Here is a 19,449-nt window from a genome sequence, read left to right as displayed (position 1 = left end):
TTTGGCGCGGTCGCCGCGGCCCTGAGCCATTTGAGCCAAGAAGAATTGTTCGCCCGCTACCCGGCTGCTGGCGGTGGGATGGTGCTGCCGGCTTCGGCGCCGGTGCGGGTAGCGCGGTAGTGGGGCGACATGATTTCGACGCCGGCGCGGGCAAACTCGGTCTGAATGTGCTGGTGCAGCTCGGAGTACAAGGCCGCCTGCCGGTGCGGCTGCCGGGTGTAGGCGTTGATTTGGTAGGAGACGTAGAAATCGTCGAGGCTGGTTTGCAGCACGAAGGGCGCGGGGGCGGCCTCCACGCCCTGGGTGGCGCGGGCGGCCGTGAGCAGCAGCTCGTGCACCTGCGGCCAGGGCACGTCGTAGCCGATGGTGATGGTGGAGTGCAGCACCAGCCCCTCGCGCGCGGCCGCGGCGCTGTAGTTCACGGTGTGGCCGGTGAGGATGTTGGAGTTGGGAATGGTGATGTCTTCGTTCTTGATGGTGCGCAGGCGGGTGACCAGCAGCGTTTTTTCGAGCACGTCACCCACCACCTCGCCAATCTTGACCCGGTCGCCCACCTTGTAGGGCCGCATGTAGGTGATGACGATGCCGGCCACCAGGTTGCCGATGGCCGAGGTGGACCCGAAGGAAATGATGAAGCCCAGCAGCACCGACACGCCCTGAAACACCGGCGAGTCGGAGCCGGGCAGGTAGGGGAAGATGACGATGAACATGAACACGTACAGCGCGAAGCGCACCAGGTTGAAGGTGGGCAGGGCCCAGTCGGGGTAGAAGCCCTGGATGACGAGCTTGCCCTCGGCTACCTCGCCAGCCAGAAAGCGCAGCAGGCGCACGGCGTTGGTGGTAAAGAAGTAGATAACGGCAATGGTAAGCAGGTTGGGGATGTAGTGCACGATGGCCAGCACCACCCGCTGCACGGGGCCCAGCACGTAGCCCAGCAGCTGCCGCGAAAAGCCTTCGGTCCAGGGAAATAAGCTGAAGAGCAGCGGCAGCGTGAGGTACACTGTGAGGGCCACCAGCACCAGGCGCAGCACCTTGAGTAGCGTGCGCAGCAGCTCCAGCTGCCGCTCCTGGGTGAGCAGCTCGTAGTTGTTGATGCGCCAGGGCTTGAGGGGGCTGCCGCGCCAGCGCAGGATGCGCTGGTTGATGGCGCGGAAAAAGCGGTTCAGGCCGTAAATCAGCCCGGCCAGCATCAGCAGCGTAAGCACGGCCAGGGCGCCGCGCTTGAGCAGCTCGGGCAGGGAACTAGCTTGCTGGGCAGCCGTGAGGTGGCGGCGCAACGTGGCCAAGTACTGCCGGGCGACGGCCTGCCGGGGTTGGCCCTGGGCCTGCGCTTCGGCCTCGCCCACGCTCAGCACATGGGCATCGGCGTACATGATTTCGGAGTCCTGCTCGGCGTCCACCACGTAGAGCGAGTCCGGGGCAAACAGCGGCGCGTCGAGCAGGGCCTGCAGGCGGCGCTGAATGGCCTCGGCCCGCTCTCGGGGGCCAAACGAGCCCACCCGGCCGTACACCCGAAACAAGGTATCGGCGGGGGGGAGCACCACGGCCGCGCCGGCCAGTGCCGTCGGGGCGGACCGGGCCGCCGGGGCCAGGGAATCGGGCGTCTGGGCTGCCGCGCACCAGGCCAGTAACAGCAATAAGCAAGTAAAAAATGGCTTCATAAGTGGGAAAAGTACAACAAATAACCCTCCCGACTGGTCCAGCATTCGGGTCAAAAGACGGCGGCCCTACTCGGCCGCCGTGGGTCGCAGCTGCGCTAGCAGCGCCGGCGACACGTCCAGGGTGCGAATGGGGAAGGGGATGACAATCCCGGCCTCATCAAACGCTCGCTTGATGCGCATAATAGCCTCGCTTTTGGCCCCCACGTAGTCGACCTGCTTCTGGTAGGGAATCCAGAAGCGCAGGGTGAAGGTGATGGCGCTGTCGCCGAAGCCGGTAAACATCACCTCCGGCGGCCGGTCGGTGAGCAGCTTGGGGAAGCCCTGCAGGCTGCCCAGCACCACGTCGCGCACCCGCTCCAGGTCCGAGTCGTAGGCTACGCCGCAATCCAGGTCCACGCGGCGGCGGGTGGTGACGGTGTAGTTAATCACGGCACTTTCGAACACCTTGCGATTGGGCACGCGTACCAGCTCACCGGTGACCTGACGCAAATCCAGCGTGCGCAGGTTGATGCTCTCGATGGTGCCGAAGTACTTATCGGTTTCGATGACGTCGCCCACCGTGAAGGGCCGCTGCACGGCGATGATGATGCCGCTGATAAAGTTGGCCGCCAGGTCCTGAAAGGCGAAGCCCAGCGCCAGCCCGATGATGCCCACGCCGGCCAGCAGCGAAGTCACCGTTTTGTCGAGGCTCAGCACCTCCAGCGTGAAAAAGATGCCGATGAGCAGCACCGCCACATAGGCCAAGGTGCCTACCAGGGCGTTGAGCGTAGCGTGGGCCGACATGCGCGGCAGCACCTTGCCCATGAGCCGGCGCACCAGCCGCGCGGCAAAGAAGGTGACGACCAGAATGAGCAGGGCAATGAGCAGGTTGGGCAGCAGCAGAATGAACTGCTGCATCCAGCGAATGAGCTTGCCCGATAGTAAGGTAAAGGCGCGGTTAAGGTCGGTCATGCGGCCGGGTAATGGTGGAGGTTATCCTTACCTACGGCCGGGCAGCGGGTTTGGGTCCCCTGGCGTGAGAGCGGCATGAAAAAGCCCCAGCAGCGGCCGGGGCTTGGAGTATCTTTCTAGGAGCTCAATAGGAATGGTGCATGAACCGAGTTTAAGAGCCTAATGGGTGCGCATATTTTATCTGATTTTCTTGTAAATGTTTCTCAATAATTCTTTTTCACTTTCATTCTCTGTTATTAAGCCTTTGAGTACTATGTAAGCCATTTCCTTTACTTGGTCTAAATTTTTATTCCTTGTTTGTATAAAATCTCCAAAGTCAAACCATTTTTCACCTTTTATCTTCAGCGCAATTTGAAAGGAGTAATAATTATTATTCCCGTATATCCTAATTTGATGGTGGGCATGAGTTGTAGAAATATATTCTTTGGAATTTTTAGACACTCTGGACTCCCAGTTTGAGGTATCTATAAACTCACTTATCCTTTTAAGAATCTTCAAAACCTCCTGACTTATATATTGGTCTTCTTGGGTCAGGTGTTCAACACAAGAGCTTCCTACTGATTTATATCCCCATTGTGGATGGTAAGTAACGTGTGCATATCTAAGCTCCGCTCCGCAGCCTTTTCGCTCGCAAACACCATATAATCCGCCCAGGTCATCAATAGAAATCAGAGTCCACCCTGTATTGGGTTCAATCAGATTATGTTCCCTGGCATGGCACCCTTTGCATAAGGTTATGCAATCACTCATGGGGTATTCCCAAGGTTCAAGCCCCTTTTTATATGCTTTATGATGAGTTTGTAAAATAGTTTCTTCGCTGGTCCTTCCGCATTTTAAGCAAGCGTGATTGTCTCTGGCTTGAATGGCATCAGAGAAAGCAAACCATTTTGCATTATAGTACGACCTTCTTTTTTGTTTCACTTAAGTGTGAACATTAGATTCTCATAAACATTATAAGGGCCTCTGAGTGAGGCTATCCAAATGTAGTAACGAATTGCCTCCAATCGACATCCATTACTCTCACCCATCTACCCGGAACTTAGAACCCTGGTAATCCTTGGGAAAATAATCGGCCGCCAGTATGCTTTTGTTGTCATTCCCAGCAGCCATAACTAGTGCCCGCATCCAAAGTACGTCTAGCTAATAGCTTCAGCGCCGGGGCGACTCTTCCAACAGCAGCTGCACGGGGTGCTGGCTGCCGGCGCGCACGCTGAGCCACTGGCGCAGGCGCTGCTGCTCGGCCGCCGGCAGGGGCCGTGCGGTGCGTACCGATACGACGACGGTGGTATCGGCCCGGAGCGAATCGGCGGCCGGGCGCACCACGCGGCTCAAACCCAGCTGGCGCACGGCGGGGTGCTCGGCCTGCACTTCTCGCAGCAGGGCCGGCGCGGCGGGCAGGCCGGTCAGGGCGGGGTTGTCGGGCTGGGTGAGGACTTGCTGGAGCTGGGCCAGGCGGGCATCGTAGCCGGCCAGGGTCTGTTCGTTGCGGCTGCGCACGTCTTCGAGCAGGCTGGTACGCATGGTCTGGGCATCGGCCGAGTCCAGCTGGGCCAGGCCCTGACGCACGGTGAGCTGGGCCTGGGGCAGGCGGTAGCGGGCCAACTGCTGCCGGGCCTCGCGCAGCTGCGCCCGCGTGAGGCGCTGCCCGGCCAGCAGCACGTTGATGGTGCGCGTGTCGGCCTCAATGCGGCGCGTAACGACGTAGGTGCCCGGCTGCTGGTTGAACTGCTCATCGACGAACTGCTGGGCGTTATGGGCAAACACGGTGCGCTGCACGATGCGCGAAGCCAGGTACACGCTGGGGATGCCCGTGAGCAGGGCCACAGCCCAAATAGAGAGCTGCACCCGGCGGGCCCGCTGGCGGCTGACAAAGGTGTGGTGCGGCAGCGGCAGGATGCGGGCCACCAGAAAGGTGGCCAGGCTGATGAACACGCTGTTGATGAAAAACAGGTACAGCGCTCCGAACAAGTAGCTCCAGTGCGCCGTGGCCAGCCCGTAGCCGGCCGTGCACAGCGGCGGCATCAGGGCCGTGGCAATGGCTACACCCGGCACGGTGTTGCCCCGCGAGCGGCGGGTGAGGCCCACGGCCCCGGCGGCCCCGCCGAACAGGGCGATGAGCACGTCCCAGGTGGTGGGCTGGGTGCGGGCCAGCAGCTCGGAGCCCGCGTCGGTGAGGGGCGTGAGCCGGAAGTACAGGGCTGAGACCAGCAGGCTGATGCCGGCGGCAATGAACAGGTTTTTCAGGCCCCGCCGCACTAAATCTACCTCGGCCGTTGCCGCCCCGAAGCCGATGCCCACGATGGGGCCCATGAGCGGGGATATGAGCATGGCCCCGATGATGACGGCCGTGGAGTTGACGTTGAGCCCCACCGAGGCCACCAGGATGGCGAAGATGAGCACCCACAGGTTGGTGCCGCGGAAGGCAATGCCCTCTTCCACGCCGGCCACGATGTGGGCCGGGTCGGCCATGTCGTGGGAAAGGTCAAAGCGCTGGCGGAGCCAGACCAGAAAGCGCACGTTCATACGAGGGTAATACGAGTGGATGCGCTGCATACGGTCCAGGTCGAAAGGAAGCCGTAAAGCGCGGCCGTAGCCCGGGCAGGAAACCAGCCCTGAACCCATTCTGACGCACAACCTGCACCGCGCAGGGGAACAGTGGCAAAAGGATAGGCCGGCCCGGCTGGCATCCCGGTCCCGGAAAGGAGTAGGTTTGCCGGAAGTAGCGCCGCCGGTCTGTGCTTGAGAAGGCGCCTGCGTCAACCAAGCTCGGCTGTTCCGCGTCTACCCTACCTTAACCCGCCTCTGGCCTCTCGATGGAATTATACAATACCCTGGCGCTGCTCATCGTCATTGCCGCCGTATTCGGCTACGTCAACCACCGCTTCCTCCGGTTGCCCGGCACCATCGGGCTGATGGTGCTGGCCCTGGTGACTTCGCTGCTGGCCATCGGGCTGGGTAAGCTGGGTGTCGACTGGGTGCTGACCGCCGGCGAGCTGGTGCGCGGCATTGACTTCCACACGGTACTCATGCAGGTCATGCTGAGCTTTCTGCTCTTTGCCGGCTCCCTGCACGTCGACCTGCGGGCCCTGGGCAAAGAAGGCGTGGCCGTGGGGGCTCTGGCCACCGCCGGCACTCTGCTCTCCACCGGCTTGGTCGGCACGGCCTTTTACTACTTGCTGCCGCTGTTCGGTCTGCCCACCGACTTCATCTACTGCCTGCTGTTCGGGGCCCTCATCTCCCCCACCGACCCCATCGCCGTGCTGGGCATTCTCAAGGAGGCGCGCATCGACCCGCGGCTGGAAATCCGCATCGTGGGCGAGTCGCTGTTTAACGACGGTATTGCCGTGGTGGTGTTCGTGAGCTTGTACCAGATTGCCCAGTTCGGGACCGGGCAGGCCACGCCCGCCGCCATTGGCCAGCTGTTTCTGCACGAAGCCGTGGGCGGCGTAGCCCTGGGCGCGGCCCTGGGGTACGCCGGCTTCTGGGCCCTGCGCAGCATCGACCACTACCAGGTGGAGGTGATGATAACCCTGGCCCTGGTGATGGGCGGCACGGCCCTGGCCGCGCAGCTGCACACCTCCGGCCCGCTGGCCATGGTGGTGGCGGGGCTCATTGTGGGCGACCAGGGCCGGGAGCTGGGCATGTCGGACCTGACGCGCGAGTACCTGGACAAGTTCTGGGAACTGCTCGACGAGATTCTCAACGCCATTCTCTTCGTGCTCATTGGGCTGGAAATGCTCGTGCTCGACATCAGCCGCACCACCCTGCTCGTGGGCCTGGTGGCCATCGGGGTGGTGCTGCTGGCCCGCTGGGTATCGGTGGCGCTGCCGCTGGGCTTGCTGCGGCGCTACTATCCCTTCGACCGCGCCACGCTGCGGGTCTTGACCTGGGGCGGGCTGCGGGGCGGCATTTCCGTGGCACTGGCCTTGTCCTTGCCCGAGTCCATGCCCCGCGACTTGCTGGTGGGCATCACCTACGTGGTAGTGGTATTCAGCATCATCGGGCAGGGCCTCACTATCGGGCCGCTGGTCAAGCGGCTGGGCCTGAGCACCGGCGAGGCTCCCGCCGACCATTAACTGCTTGTAACCCGCTTCCCATGCACCGACTCCGCGCCCTGTGGCAGAACGTAAACGCCAGCCTCTGGTTTGTACCCACCCTGATGGTGGCCGGCGCCATCGGGCTGGCCTTCGCGCTGGTGTTTCTCGACGCCGGCATCCGCCACGACTGGGTGCCGGATTACCCGCTGCTGTTCGGAGCCGGCTCCGACGGGGCCCGGGGCATGCTCACGGCCATCGCCGGCTCCATGGTCACGGTGGCCGCCCTCATCTTCTCGCTTACACTAAGCACGCTGGCGCAGGTGTCGAGCCAGTACACCTCCCGGGTGCTGCGCAACTTCATGCGCGACCGGGCCAACCAGCTCGTGCTGGGCTTCTTCGTCAGCATCTTCGTGTACTGCCTGATCGTGCTGCGCACCATTCGGGGCGGCGACGAAGGCCGCTTCATTCCCTCGCTGGCCGTGCTCATGGGCTTGGTGCTGGCGTTGGTCAGCATCGGGGTGCTGATATTCTTCATCCACCACATGGCCACGGCCATACAAGCCTCCACCATCATCCGCCACGCCACCGAGGAAACCCAGGCGGCCATTACCCGGCTGTTTCCCGAGGAGTTTGGCGAGGAAGCCGACCCGGCGCAAGCGCAGGAGCTGCTCCGGCAAGCCGGCCAGCTGCACTGGCAGCCGGTACCGGCCGGGGCCACCGGCTACGTGCAAAGCCTGAACGAAGAAGCCCTGCTCGCGCTGGCGTGCCAGCTCGGGGGCGTGGTGCGGCTGGAGCACGGCATGGGCGGGTTCGTGGCCCAAGGGGCGGCCCTGGCCAGCGTGGCACGGTACGAGCAGCTACCTATCACGCTGACCGAAGAGCTAATTCAACAGCTCAACAACTGCTTCAGCCTGGGTAGCCAGCGGACCATTGAGCAGGACGCCGGCTTTGGCTTGCGACAGCTGGTGGACATTGCCCTCAAGGCTCTCTCGCCGGGCATCAACGACACCACCACGGCCATCATCGGCATCGACCACTTGAGCGCCCTGCTGGCGCAGCTGGCCGACCGACGCTTCGAGCAGCCCTGGCGCACCGACCACGAGCGGGTCCGCGTTATTGCCGTGCGCCCCACCTTTGGCGGCTACCTGGCCACGGCCTTCGACCAGATACGCGGCAGCGCCGACGGCAATGCGGCCGTGTACCTGCGCCTGCTCACGGCCCTGGCCACCATCGGCCAGCGCACCCAGGCCCCGGTCCGGCACCAGGCCCTGCGCCAGCAGGCCGACCTGATTGCCGAAGCGGCCCGGCGCACCCTGCCCACTGGCTACGAGCGGGAGCAGGTGCGCCAGCGGCTGGCGGAAGCAGAGGCGGCCTTTGGGGCCGGAGATGGGACGGAGAAAAAAGAGTAGTGGAAATACCCTACGCGTCTTGGAGCCAGGCGCTGGCCTGGTCCAGGTCGTCGAATACGGCTACCTGCAGGTGCCGCTGCAAGCCGTCGAGCACCTTTTCCGTGTGCAGGCGGTGGCCCGGGTCGGGGGTGGGCAGCACGGCGTAGCGGGCCAGGGAGGTTTCGACCATCGTCTCCGGGAGCCACTGCTCCAGGAGCCACGCCCGGTCAGCTTCGTCGGGTGCTTCGGGCATGGCCTGGTGGTCGGCTAGAATGGCCTTCAACTGGTGGCGCTGCAAGAGGTTGCGAACGTGCACGTACAAGGCCCGAAACTCGACGCTGGTCAGCGGCGCCCCCGTCCAGTGCAGGTACACGTAGGTCCGGGGCACATAATCAACCGCGCCCACGGCATTGGAAAAATAGAAACGAGTCGGAACCACGCCAATACGCTAAGTCGAAACGATTCCCTTACGGGTAGACCGCCGACACGGTCGAAAACTGCCTCTCCCCCGGCTATGCGGAAGGGCTTTCCGCCGGGGGCTCGGTGCCGCGTGCGGCCGCCCGGGCTGGTGGCACGTCGCCAGACCCCGCCGGCCAGCCCTCACGCTGTTGGCGTCGGTCGCCGTCAGTGGCTTCGGTCTGGTCGTGGAAGAGAATCTGCCGGGTAGGAAAGGGCAGGTCAATGCCATGCTCAGAGAGCTTGTTCTTGATGGCTTCCAGCACCTTGTCCTGGGCATCGAGGATGTCGGCCTGCCGGGGCGGGTCCACCCACCAACGCGCCCGGATATTCACCGAGCTTTCGGCTAGGTCCATCACCAGCGCTTCCGGCGCGGGGTCTTGGAGCACGCCGGGCACGGCGCGCATGGCCTCCAGCATCAGGTCCCGGGCCCGGGCAATGTCGTCGCCGTAGCCAATGCCCACATCGTACTGCAGGCGGCGCTTGTCGTAGGCCGTATTCACGGTCACGGCGTTGGTGAACAGCTCCGCGTTGGGAATGATGACGCGGCGCCCGTCGTAGGTTTTGATGCTGGTGGCCCGGGTCTGGATGTCTTCCACCGTGCCCTCGAAGTCCTTGTACTTAATCTGGTCGCCGATGCGGAAGGGCTCGGTGAAGAGCAGCAGAATGCCGGCCAGAAAATTCTGGAAGATGTCCTTGAAGGCAAAGCCGATGGCAATGCCGCCCACGCCCAGCGCACTCACCAGACTCGCCGGGGTAAAGCCCGGCAGCACGATGGTGACCGTCACCAGCACCCCCAGGATGAGCGTGGCCACGTAGGCCAGCCGGCTCAGCAGCAGGGGCAGGTTGTGGCTGCTGTTTTTGCTGCGCGTGATGCGCTGCACCAGGGCGCGCACGCCGCGGGCCAGCAGCAGAAACCCCAGAAAGACCACCAGGCCGAAGACGATGTTGGGCAGGGCCAGCATCAGGTCGCGGCCAATCTGGTGGAGCTTCTGCCAGGCAAGGGAAAAATCCATCTGAGGGGGTTAGGTGGAGCAGTAAGTGGAGCCGCAACAGGCCGGGGCCAGGCGGCCCCGGCGCGGGAAGAACACGGACAAGGCCCCCTTACGCGGCTATCCCCTGGCGGCAGGCTTCTTCGCAGCGGCGGCAGGCGGCGGCGCACGTTTGGCAGTGCTCATGCTCGTGCTTGGCGCACTCGTCCCCGCAGAGGCGGCAGATTTCGGCGCATTCGCGCAGCAGGTGCTGGGCGTGGGCCGAGCCGCGGGCCAGCAGGCGCGCGGTCAGGGCGCAGATGTCGGCGCAGTCCCGGTCGAGGGCGATGCAGGGCGCCATCATCTTCACGTCGTCTTCCTGCAGGCAGGCCGAGGCACAGTTTTCACAGGCCGCAACGCAGGCGTTCAGGGCGTCGAGCAGGGATTGGTGTTTTGGGTTCATAGTAAGAGGGTTAAGGTTGCCGAATGCGTAAAGCTTTCTATACCCCCGATTCCAGGCAAAGGTTGAAGCGCCTACTGCGGGAACAGCTACTCGTCTGCTGGGGGCGGGTCCGCAGACGCCGCGTAAAAGGAACCTTGCCGGAGTTCGGCGCGGAGCTGCTTTACTTCCTCGTGCAGGGCCGCCACGGCGGTAGCCCCGGCCACTTCGGCTTCGGGATTCTCGGCGTCGCGGCCCATGAAGAAGGTCGCCAGCGTCGCGGTGAAATAGCCAAAGACTGCGAAGCCGTATAGGGCCAGCAGCAGACACAGGGCCCGGCCCTCGCCGGTGCGGGGCCAGTACTCGCTGCCCATGCTGGTGAGCAGCATGGCCGTCCACCACAGGGCTTCGGAATAGGTGCGCAGGCCGCCCGACACGTCCTTTTCAAACGCGTACATGCCCGCCGCGCCCAGTAGCAGCACCAAGGCCGAGAGGCCCAGCACATAGCCCACCCCGCGCCGCCCGAAGCTGGCGGCCAGGGCCTTCATGCCCCGGTTGAGCGAGCCCACCACCTTCACCAGCCGCAGCCCGCGCACAGCCCGCGCCGCCCGAAACACCCGCGCCAACCGAAACAGGCGCAGGGCTGGCACGAGCAGAGAAATCAGGGTGATGACGTTGCTTTTCAGAAACGCCAGCTTGCGGGGCGCCAGGAGTAACTTGAGCAGAAAGTCCAGGATGAAAATCACCCAGATAATCGTGCCCGCCAGCTCCAGCGCCGGCGAAAGGCCCCAGAGCAGCTCCACACCCAGCAGCACCAGCCAGACAAAGCCCAGCACAAGCAGGGGCGTTTCCAGCCAATCGGTGAGTTGCTGCAGCAGGTGGAATCGCTCTTGTTGGAGCTGCTCATTTTCGGAATCCGGTTGGGGCATAGGCAGAAGCGTAGTGTCAGCACGCTTACGCCCCTTACCGGCCCGGGTTCACCTTGGCTCAATAAGAGCCTAAGCCGTGGCTGCTCTTATTCAGTTCTTTAGCAAAAGCAATGACTTCCATCGCCCTCCCTATCTGAACACGCAGCTTGTGCCGCTCCACAGGGACGTCACCTGGGCCTGCGAGCCCGTTCCGTCTAATATGCTGTACAGGCCCGTCGTGCAGGCAGTTCCTGTGCCCCTCCCCTACTTACCCTTAGCCGGCGGGCCGTGCTGTAAGTAATAGTTTACCGCTTCATCCACCAGCTCCTTTAGGTACACGCGGCGGCTGTGCAGCATCAACTCCTCATGGATGTAGGCCAGCGCAGCACGTTGCGTCTCCCCTTCCAGGCGAATCAGTGACGGCTGCAGTCCTGATGGTGCCACTTCGGCGGCTGGTGATTCAGCTTTTGGCGGTCGGCCCCTTCCCCGCTTTACTGTTTGCGTGGCCGGAGAAGCTGGTTTCGGGGTTGCTACCGCTGCAGCAACAGCCGCCGGCACTGGTGCCGGTGCCTCTACCACTGGCGGCGCTACTGGAGCTGGTTCAGATAACGGTACCGGCGTGGGCTCTGTAGCTGGTGTAGCTGCAGGCTCGGCTGCTACGGGCGCGGCCGGCATGTGCCCGGGCTGCCCGCGCAGCATGGACATTTTCTCGTCAGTCGAAATTTTCAGGCGTTGAATCTTGGCCATTACGATACGAGTTCAGCGGTGAGCCCAGCGCGGGCAATCAGTTCATCACACAGGGCCCTTACCTCGGCTTCCACCGAAGCATCCGCCCCCACCGCCCGGCGGTAGGCCGGATTGAGGTAGCTGTAGCGGGTGGACAGACGCTTGTAGCAGCCCAGCTGGCGCAGGGAGGCCTGCAGGCGCGGCAGCCCTAGAGCATCGGTGAATTCGTCCATGTCCTTTTCCTCCTTCAGGTTGGTGCGGTGCGAGTGCACGCCGAAGAACTGGAAGTCCAGCCCCTGCTCCCGCGAGAGCCGGGAAATCTCCTGCAGCAGCTGCATAAAAGAAATGGTAGCCAGCCGTTCGGCATCCGAGGCCCCTACCGGCACGAGTACCACGTTGGCGCCGCTGAGCACGTCAATCATGGCTGTATCGTCCGAGCGGCCCGGCACGTCAATAAACACCACGTCGTAGTCGTCGCTGATTTCGTCGAGCCGGTCATACACCTGGCCCATACCCACCGATTCCAAGGCATAGGGGAAGGCCGGCTCGGCCAGCGTACCGGCTTCGCGCTCCAGCTCGACGCTCGGCTGGTCGTTGGTGAGGCGCACACCCGCCAGCGTCTGCTGGGAGTCCGCGTCGACCACCAGCACGCGGTAGCCGTAGTCGGCGGCCAGCGCACCCGCCAGCACAGTGATGAGGGTACTCTTACCAATGCCACCCTTCTGGTTGGCAACGCAAATGATTTTCATAGGGCAGGGGAACTAATGGGAAAGCCACAGGAGAAGCAGCTTGCAAAATAAGCAGCTTGTTTCTCGATTTTCAAAGTTACTTGTAAACTTGTTTTTTTATTTCCTGGAAAATAAAGCAAGTATGTTACTGGGAAATTCAGGTTGTTGTTTCCTGTTTTTCTTATTTCTTAGAAAATAAGTATAAAACCTGCTTAGTAAAATTAGAAACAAGTTGCTCAGTAAACATTCTGCAAAAGTTCTCAAGAAACTTATTTCCTAAAATCCTAAGAAACAAAGCGGATTACGAGGCGTAAAGCAGCCAGGATACAGGGTTTCGCTTTTTGAGGATACTTGTTTCCTGAGAAATAAAAAATCCTTCCTGATGCACTCTAGGTATTCCCTTCCCTGCTGACACTCCCCTAAGTAGAATGCAGTGGGCGTTCAAGCCTTGGTACCCTGAGGCGGTGACAAAGGGAAGCACTGTAGGTAGACCGTTCGTAGCGGGATGCTGCTGGGCCAGGGGGCCTTAGGGTAGTTAGCAAGAAGACCACCATTTAACATCACTAACGTGCTGATTAAATGGTGGTTAAATATCAACAGAGTTGATATTTGTTAACTCAGCAAACTAAAACAATGACTGTCAGCAGTTTAAAATTAAAATCAGTGGTATGCAGGACCCGCCACAGAATACATCACCCCAGCCCAGCAACAACTCCGCAGTGAAGCACCTTACGGTGAGTGGACCGACACACCGCATGGTAGGAGCGGAGTCAGCGCGATTGGGGGTAACCCGCACCGAGTACGCGGATGCGGCCATTCGCTACTTCGCGGAACGCGGCTTAAACCCGGTGGAGTCGCAGGCCCGAGAAGGCCAACTCATCATGGCCGAGGTGAAGCGGCTTGGCGACCGGGTGTTTTCTTACCTGCAGGAGCAGGAGCGGGGGCTACTGCTGGAAATGCTGCGCTTTCAGCTGCGGCAGCAGGCGGTACAGGAGCAAACGCTGCGCGTCGTAGAGAATTTATTGGCCCCGGAAGGCGGGGAGTCTCTGCACAAAATACAGCAGAAAAACCAAGCACGCATCGCTGAAGCCGTAGCTGCTGGTGTGGCTGCTTTGGATATTAAAGCGCTTAAGAAAACGCGCTAATTCAGAATTTTTGCTATGCACGCCAAGCTTATTAATCCCAAAACGAACGGTGAAAAGGCCTACAATAACCAGGGGAGTGCAGCCCAGGTATTGAATTACCTGACTCACGAGGCCAAGCAGAAGGGTGAGCAAGCACGCTTCTTTGATGCCGAGCAAGACCTGCTGGACCGGGAGGCAGTGCTGGCTTCCCTGGATGGCAACGTGAAAGGACTGCGGACAGGAGAAGCCAAGTTTTACTCCTTGGTGCTTTCCCCGAGTCCGGAAGAATTGGCCCACATCGGCGGGGGTGACGAAGCGAAGCTGCGCGCCTATACCCGGGAGGTGATGACCGCCTATGCTGCCGGCTTCCGCCTCAAGGACGGCGGGGCCGTGGGGAAAGATGACTTGGTGTGGGGAGCCATCATTCACCACGAGCGCACCCACCGCGGCACTGACGCGGCCGTGCGAGCAGGGAAGGCCCGACCAGGGCAGGCGCGGCCCGGTCTGCAAGCTCACATCCACGTGGTTGTTTCGGCCCGCGATAGAGCGCAACGCGTTACCCTGAACCCCGGCGGGCGGGTTAGCCGGTTTAGCCTGCGGGACTGGCAGGAAGAGGCACGGGTGCTATTTGAGCGCCAATTTCAATACCAAGGCCGAGCTCCCCGCCGAAGACCAGCCCCGGCCATCACGGAGCCCAACCCCCAACGAAATGCCCGGATTGCCGAGCGCGTCGAGCAGCTAAACCGGCAGGCGGACCCAAGCCAGCGGCTGGATGCGGCGCGGGTGCAGCGCATCGCGCAGGGGCGGGGCTACGACCGCATTTTCTACGACCGGCTCCGCCGGCTGGAAGGACGCGCCCGGCAGGGGCAGCCGTTGGACAATGCCTATCACCTGCTGGCCACCGGACGCGAGGAGCCCACCCGTGACCAAACCGGCCACCAAGTGCGACAAGCCCTGCACAGCTTTCAGCAGGCCTTGCGCGCCACCAGCGGCCCCGACCGCGTGGCCACCCAAGACATCGGCGAGCAGCGCGGGCGACGGCAATGGGAACCCGAGCTATAACCCCGACTAAATAACCACTTCATTTCATTATCTCATGAGCATGATGAGCGCCCCCCGGCAGCCGGCTACCCACCGCCTGACCGGCCTGTATCTGGCCTTCGGCCTACTGTTGGTATTGCTGGCCGCCGGCGAGTACTACCTGCTGTCCCATCCGGCATTCAGGGCCGAAGCAGTGGCACCGGGCGTGCCGGGCGCGGGATTGGGCGCATCTATTACCAGCCGCCTGTTGGCAGGGATGGTGAGCTTTTACCACCGCTTTGGCTTGGTCGTGCGCGCAGCAGTGCTGATGGCCGGGCTGTTGCTAGCCCTGCTGCTCAAAGCGCCGCCCGCCCGGCCCGGCCAGCGCCGCTGGCAGCCCACGCAGCTGCAGCTGCGGCGCATCCAGTTGGGGGCCGCCGGCGTGGGCTTGGTGGGCGGGGCGTTGTTGCTGGCGCTGGCGTCGTTTTCGGCTGGCGCGATTGCCTGGCTATACCCCGTAGCCGCTCTGCTCGTGCTGGGCGCGGGCCTGGTGGCAGGTATCGCGCGGGCCCTGCACAAAACCGAGCGTTTCGGGCTGCGCACCGAGCGCCGCCAGCAGGTCTCGGAGCACGGCTTTAGCCTGGCCACCACGGATGGGGGCTGGATAAATATTCCCAACCCCTTTCGCGGCACGCTGGTGCTAGGCGGGGCCGGGGCCGGCAAGTCGTACTCGATTGGGGAGCCCCTGATTGAGCAGTTCACTGAGAAAGGCTTTGCCGGGCTCATCTACGACTTTAAGTTTCCGGTGCTGGCCGAGGCCGCGCAGAAAGCGTTTGTGCTGGCCGATGCCAAAGCTGCGGCAGTGGGGGAGGGGCGAGCGGCGGTACAGCTGCACATCATCAACTTCAAAGACCTGGAGCGCAGCGAGCGTGTAAACCCGCTGCGGGCCGACAAGATGCCGGTAGTGGCCTACGCCAACGAGTACGCCCGCGCCATTATGGCCAACCTGAACCCGGAGAGCATCAAAAAGATGGACTTCTTCGACACCAGCGCCAACGCCTTTTTGACGGCTATCATCTGGTTTTACAAGAAGAACTTCCCCGCCTTCTGCACCCTGCCCCACGTGGTAAACACCGCCCTGCATCCGGACTTTACCCATGTGCTGAGCATGCTCGACACCGACCCCGAGTGCGGCGACATGGTGCGCTCCATCACCACGGCCGTGAAGCAGCGGGCCGAAAAGCAGGTGGCCGGCGTCATTGCTTCGCTGCAGATTGTGCTCACGCGCATCAACTCCCCGGAAATTGCCTGGGTGCTCACCCCCGACGAGGCGAGAGGGGAGGGGTTCAGCCTGGAGCTCAACGAACCGCAGGCACCCAAGGTGCTCGTGGTCGGCAACGACCCTACACTGAAAGAAACCTTCTCGCCGGTTATCAGCTGCATCGTGGCCGTGGCGCTGAAGCTCATGAACCAGCAGCACAAGCACCCGAGCTACGTGTTCCTCGACGAGGCCGCGACCATTTACGTGCCCAACCTGGAGGTGATACCGGCCACGGCCCGCAGCAACAAGGTGGCCATGATTTACATGACCCAGGACCTGAGCCAGATGATTGACGCCTACGGCCGCGACAAGATGCAGGTGATGGTGAGCAACCTCAACAACCAGTTTTTCGGCAAGGTAAACTCGCTGGAAACGGCCAAGTTTGTTTCGGAACTGGTGGGCAAGGAAGACCGGGAAATGGTGTCGGCCAGCCTGGGCCGCAGCCAGAGCGGCGGCAGCCGGGGCGCCGGCAGCAACGCTAGCCAGAGCGTGAGCTGGCAGGAGCGCAACTTGGTGCGTCTGCAGGACACCATCACGCTTGAAACCGGCGAGTTCATCGGTCAGACCGTGGAAACCGAGCAGCCCTTCTTCCAGGGCAAGGTGGAGCGCCGAGCGGTGCCCGGCGCGTACCCGCTGCACCCGTTGGCTACTTTCGAGGGCGGCCCGGCGCCGGTACTGGCGGATGCCCCGGCAGGGGAGGGGGCGAACCAGGATTGGCTGAGCCAAAGGCGCGCTGCCCGGCAGGCCGGTAGCAGCCCGATGACGGGCCCAGTCAACGCATTGCAAGCGGTAATCCAGGCCAATTTTGAGCTTATCCGGGAGGACGTGGCAGGCATCGTAGGACAATACGCCAACACGCTCAAACCGGGCCAGATGCCCGACAATGAGCCCATGCTTTAAGAGCTGCCCCGGGCACCATAATGTCGGGTTTTTTGTTTAATTTGTACTCTCATTCCTCGTTTACGTACTGTCCTTTATGAACACGCAAGCTTCTCACACCCCGCAGTTTGGTCCCCGCGAACAAACCCGCGAGCAGCGGCAGTTTATCATAAACCAGTCGCTGGGCATCACCCGCAGCCAAGGCGCCTACCAGGAGCCCGAATGGCTGGCCGAGCTGCACGCGCAATACGTGGCCGGCCAGATTGACCTGGCTACCATGGGTGCCCGCCACGACGAGCACCTGCGCCAGGTGCAGGCCCACAACTTCGAGCACGCCTTGGCGCACGTGGCCTAATTCGGATTCTTTTCAGGTATTTAGTTGCATTAGCCCGGCCTGAGGTCGGGCTAATTTTTTGGCCCCATTCCAGCGAGATGCGTGGCTCTCGTATTTACCCTTGATGGATAATTTTACAGACCCCCACACCGGCGTCTTCTACAACAAGCTCGGCATCACTGATGCGCTGGAGCTGGAGCAGGCCACCAAGGACGCGTCGCTGCGCCGATTGCAGGAGCTGGCCGCTGGGTATGGCCCTCAGGGCGACACCTTTGACGCCCGGCGGCTGCGGGCCGTGCACCACCACCTGTTTCAGGATACGTTCGAGTGGGCCGGCCAGACCCGCCGGGAAGCCGGGTTTCAGGGCGTCAAGGCCGCCGACCTGCCCGGCATGGAGCGCCCCATGCACTTTGCGCCCTTCGAGCGCATCGACGAGCGGCTGAATGCGGTGGGCGAGCAGCTTAAGCAGGAAAACAACCTCAAGGGCTTACCCACGCCCGAGGCCTTCGCCGAGCGGGCCGCCTATTACTTCGACCACTACAACCACGTGCACGCCTTCCGCGAGGGCAACGGCCGCACCCTGCAGGCTACCTTCGCCGAAATTGCCTACCAGGCCGGCTATCAGGTCGATTTCAACCGCGAGCATGAAAAGCTCAACCCCGCTCGGGACCAGGGCATCGTGGGCTTGCACGGGGCCGGGCACAAAGACTGGGATTTACAGGCCCTTCGCGACTTGTTTGCCCGCAATACTACGCCGCTGCCCGGACCCGATGCCGAAGCAGCCCGCCACCCCGGCCAGGCCCGCCCGCTGGCGGATGGGCCCACACCCGCCGTGCGGCAGATAGAGCAGCTGCGCGAGTTAGTCGCCGCGGCCCCGGCCATGCAGCAGTTAGTAGCAGGCGTCGACTACCGCCGCAACCAGCGCGCCGACGCGCTGCTGACCCAGGTGCTCGACATTGACCGTGACCCGCAGGGCGGCTTGGCGCAGCACGGCGCCGCGCTGCAGCAGCTGGTGCAGGAAGTAAAACAGGATAAACGCTTTCAGGACCCGGACTCGCAGCGGGAGGCGGCACGTTTTGGGGCTGCGCTAACGGCCATGCAGCCACCGGTACCAGCAAAGGTTGTAGCGGCCGCGCCAGCTCAATATCCCACCAGCCCACAGCCTGCGGGCACGGCTGCGTTTGTGCAAGCCGCCAAACAGGTAGTCGAGGGGCTGGAAGAACAGGGCTACCCGGGGCCGGCCGACTCCTTGTTGCGTGCCGCTAAGGCCGTGGAGAAATCTGCTTACCTGGGTGGCGCTAACCTCCAGGCGGTGGCCGAGGCCCTGACTCGGGCCGAGAAGATACCGGCGCTGGCTGAAGATGCTGCCAACTTGCGAAGTGCCGGCCGCAGCTTGCAGGAAGCCCAGCGTGCGTTGGGGCCAGCCACCGAACCAGCCAGCCGGGCTGCGGAAGGCCCCGAGCGGTAAGGGATAAGCATGGCCGGTCAATGGGTTGATGTCAAGCAATCTGCCTAGCCGACAATTGTATTCAGCTAAAGGCACTGTGCGGTATATAGAAGTCGCAACGCTAATAAGTACCTTGCCTGTTATGAGGGATGATGAGCTACTGTTTTTGCAGGAGCAGCTCGAAGCTACCGAGTTGCTGGCCTGTGCCACGTGCCGGCAGGAAACGCTGCACGCCCACGTGGAGGTGCTGGAGCGGTACGCGCATGCTACCGAGCTCTTGATGGAATGCACCGCCTGTGGCACACGTCGCCCGTGGCTACAGCAGGACATCCCGAATTAGCTCCTAGGGGCACCCTATTATGCGTCTTTTTGGTGTTGCGTCGTCTATTGGGAGAGAACCACTGCCATGTCCATGAACCCCGCCGCCGCCACCACCGAAACCATCTGGGCCGACTTCCACCGCGAGCTGCTGGCTTTTATCCGGCGCCGCGTTACGGACCCCGACGCGGCCCAGGACCTGCTGCAGGACGTCTTTGTCAAGATTCATCTCAAGCTACCTACGCTCACCTACGCCGACAAGCTCACCAGCTGGGTATACCAGATTACCCGCAACCGCATTCTGGACTACCAGAAAGCCCAGCGGGGCCTGGTTGAGCTGGAGGGGGATATTCCCGACGTAGCCGACCCCACTGAGCTGAACCCGGGTTTTGCGCCCTGCATCACGCCGTTTGTCGACCAGCTGCCCGCCGCGTCGCGGGAGGCTTTACTACGCACTGAGCTTGGGGCGCTGTCGCAGAAGGACTACGCAGCCGAGTTAGGCATCTCCTATTCTGGGGCCAAGTCGCGGGTGCAGCGGGCCAAGCAGCAGCTGCACCAGCTGTTCACGGCCTGCTGCCGGATGAAAGTCGATGGCTGCCGTGCAGCCGCACTGGAAGCGCAGCCGCGCCACCAGTGCGGCTGCACGGCAGCCAGAAGCTGTGCCTCTTAGCTGCGTCTTTTTTCAGTGCCGTCGTCTATCAAGTGTACCAAGGTGGTGCGGCTTACCTCACTTCATCCCCT

At 62.3% G+C, this 19,449-nt stretch carries 19 protein-coding genes; 9 read left to right on the top strand and 10 right to left on the bottom strand.

Annotated elements, in window-relative coordinates; genetic code table 11:
- Positions 1-56: 56 nt before the first annotated feature.
- The 4 genes from EI293_RS21255 to EI293_RS21240 form a co-directional block, all read right to left on the bottom strand.
- A complete protein-coding gene (locus tag EI293_RS21255) occupies positions 57-1,661 on the bottom strand; it encodes a mechanosensitive ion channel family protein (RefSeq protein WP_170170483.1) in 1,605 nt (534 codons plus the stop codon).
- A gap of 66 nt (positions 1,662-1,727) precedes the next feature.
- Positions 1,728-2,612: a mechanosensitive ion channel family protein gene (locus EI293_RS21250; RefSeq protein ID WP_125440572.1), complete on the bottom strand. Its 885-nt coding sequence runs from the start codon at positions 2,610-2,612 to the stop codon at positions 1,728-1,730.
- A gap of 177 nt (positions 2,613-2,789) precedes the next feature.
- Entirely contained in the window at positions 2,790-3,533 is a 744-nt protein-coding gene (locus EI293_RS21245) for an HNH endonuclease (RefSeq protein ID WP_125440571.1), read from the bottom strand.
- Positions 3,534-3,761: 228 nt separating this feature from the next.
- Positions 3,762-5,165, bottom strand: a complete 1,404-nt coding sequence (locus EI293_RS21240) for a DUF389 domain-containing protein (RefSeq protein WP_170170482.1) — start codon at positions 5,163-5,165, stop codon at positions 3,762-3,764.
- A gap of 260 nt (positions 5,166-5,425) precedes the next feature.
- Between EI293_RS21240 and EI293_RS21235 the strand changes: the two genes are divergently transcribed.
- Together EI293_RS21235 and EI293_RS21230 are read left to right on the top strand one after the other, a co-directional pair.
- Positions 5,426-6,688 carry a cation:proton antiporter gene (locus EI293_RS21235; protein ID WP_125440569.1) on the top strand — a complete coding sequence of 421 codons (1,263 nt, stop codon included), beginning with the start codon at positions 5,426-5,428 and terminating at the stop codon, positions 6,686-6,688.
- A 20-nt stretch (positions 6,689-6,708) separates the two neighbouring features.
- Positions 6,709-8,058 carry a DUF2254 domain-containing protein gene (locus EI293_RS21230; protein ID WP_125440568.1) on the top strand — a complete coding sequence of 450 codons (1,350 nt, stop codon included), beginning with the start codon at positions 6,709-6,711 and terminating at the stop codon, positions 8,056-8,058.
- Between the two features lie 10 nt (positions 8,059-8,068).
- On the opposite strand, the gene EI293_RS21225 is transcribed toward EI293_RS21230, so the two are convergent.
- From EI293_RS21225 to EI293_RS21200, 6 genes are all read right to left on the bottom strand, one after another.
- Entirely contained in the window at positions 8,069-8,476 is a 408-nt protein-coding gene (locus tag EI293_RS21225) for a hypothetical protein (RefSeq protein WP_125440567.1), read from the bottom strand.
- Between the two features lie 73 nt (positions 8,477-8,549).
- Positions 8,550-9,509, bottom strand: a complete 960-nt coding sequence (locus EI293_RS21220) for a mechanosensitive ion channel family protein (protein ID WP_125440566.1) — start codon at positions 9,507-9,509, stop codon at positions 8,550-8,552.
- Positions 9,510-9,597: 88 nt separating this feature from the next.
- A complete protein-coding gene (locus tag EI293_RS21215) occupies positions 9,598-9,927 on the bottom strand; it encodes a four-helix bundle copper-binding protein (RefSeq protein ID WP_125440565.1) in 330 nt (109 codons plus the stop codon).
- Positions 9,928-10,013: 86 nt separating this feature from the next.
- The gene (locus tag EI293_RS21210; protein WP_125440564.1) at positions 10,014-10,832 is read right to left on the bottom strand and encodes an ion transporter; all 819 of its coding nucleotides are present in this window, start codon (positions 10,830-10,832) and stop codon (positions 10,014-10,016) included.
- A 243-nt stretch (positions 10,833-11,075) separates the two neighbouring features.
- Positions 11,076-11,255, bottom strand: coding sequence for a hypothetical protein (locus EI293_RS21205; RefSeq protein WP_125440563.1), 180 nt, complete (start codon positions 11,253-11,255; stop codon positions 11,076-11,078).
- Between the two features lie 302 nt (positions 11,256-11,557).
- On the bottom strand, positions 11,558-12,286 hold the full coding sequence (locus EI293_RS21200; RefSeq protein WP_125440562.1) for a ParA family protein: 729 nt from the start codon (positions 12,284-12,286) through the stop codon (positions 11,558-11,560).
- 647 nt (positions 12,287-12,933) lie between these two features.
- Between EI293_RS21200 and EI293_RS21195 the strand changes: the two genes are divergently transcribed.
- The 7 genes from EI293_RS21195 to EI293_RS21165 all read left to right on the top strand — a co-directional run bounded on the left by EI293_RS21195 (position 12,934) and on the right by EI293_RS21165 (position 19,378).
- Positions 12,934-13,410, top strand: a complete 477-nt coding sequence (locus EI293_RS21195) for a hypothetical protein (RefSeq protein ID WP_125440561.1) — start codon at positions 12,934-12,936, stop codon at positions 13,408-13,410.
- 15 nt (positions 13,411-13,425) lie between these two features.
- Positions 13,426-14,451, top strand: a complete 1,026-nt coding sequence (locus tag EI293_RS21190) for a DUF5712 family protein (RefSeq protein WP_125440560.1) — start codon at positions 13,426-13,428, stop codon at positions 14,449-14,451.
- 40 nt (positions 14,452-14,491) lie between these two features.
- Positions 14,492-16,630 (top strand): type IV secretory system conjugative DNA transfer family protein, encoded by a 2,139-nt coding sequence (locus EI293_RS21185; RefSeq protein WP_170170481.1) that lies wholly within the window; start codon positions 14,492-14,494, stop codon positions 16,628-16,630.
- Positions 16,631-16,706: 76 nt separating this feature from the next.
- Positions 16,707-16,964 (top strand): hypothetical protein, encoded by a 258-nt coding sequence (locus EI293_RS21180; RefSeq protein WP_125440558.1) that lies wholly within the window; start codon positions 16,707-16,709, stop codon positions 16,962-16,964.
- 103 nt (positions 16,965-17,067) lie between these two features.
- Positions 17,068-18,411, top strand: coding sequence for a Fic/DOC family protein (locus EI293_RS21175; protein ID WP_125440557.1), 1,344 nt, complete (start codon positions 17,068-17,070; stop codon positions 18,409-18,411).
- A 121-nt stretch (positions 18,412-18,532) separates the two neighbouring features.
- Complete coding sequence (locus tag EI293_RS21170; RefSeq protein WP_125440556.1) at positions 18,533-18,730, top strand: hypothetical protein; 198 nt, start codon at positions 18,533-18,535, stop codon at positions 18,728-18,730.
- A gap of 66 nt (positions 18,731-18,796) precedes the next feature.
- Entirely contained in the window at positions 18,797-19,378 is a 582-nt protein-coding gene (locus EI293_RS21165; protein ID WP_125440555.1) for a sigma-70 family RNA polymerase sigma factor, read from the top strand.
- The last annotated feature ends 71 nt before the right edge of the window (positions 19,379-19,449 follow it).

Source organism: Hymenobacter perfusus (assembly GCF_003944765.1).
Lineage (GTDB): Bacteria > Bacteroidota > Bacteroidia > Cytophagales > Hymenobacteraceae > Hymenobacter > Hymenobacter perfusus.
Note: the sequence above shows the minus strand (reverse complement) of the source record. Positions and strands in the feature narration are given on the sequence as shown.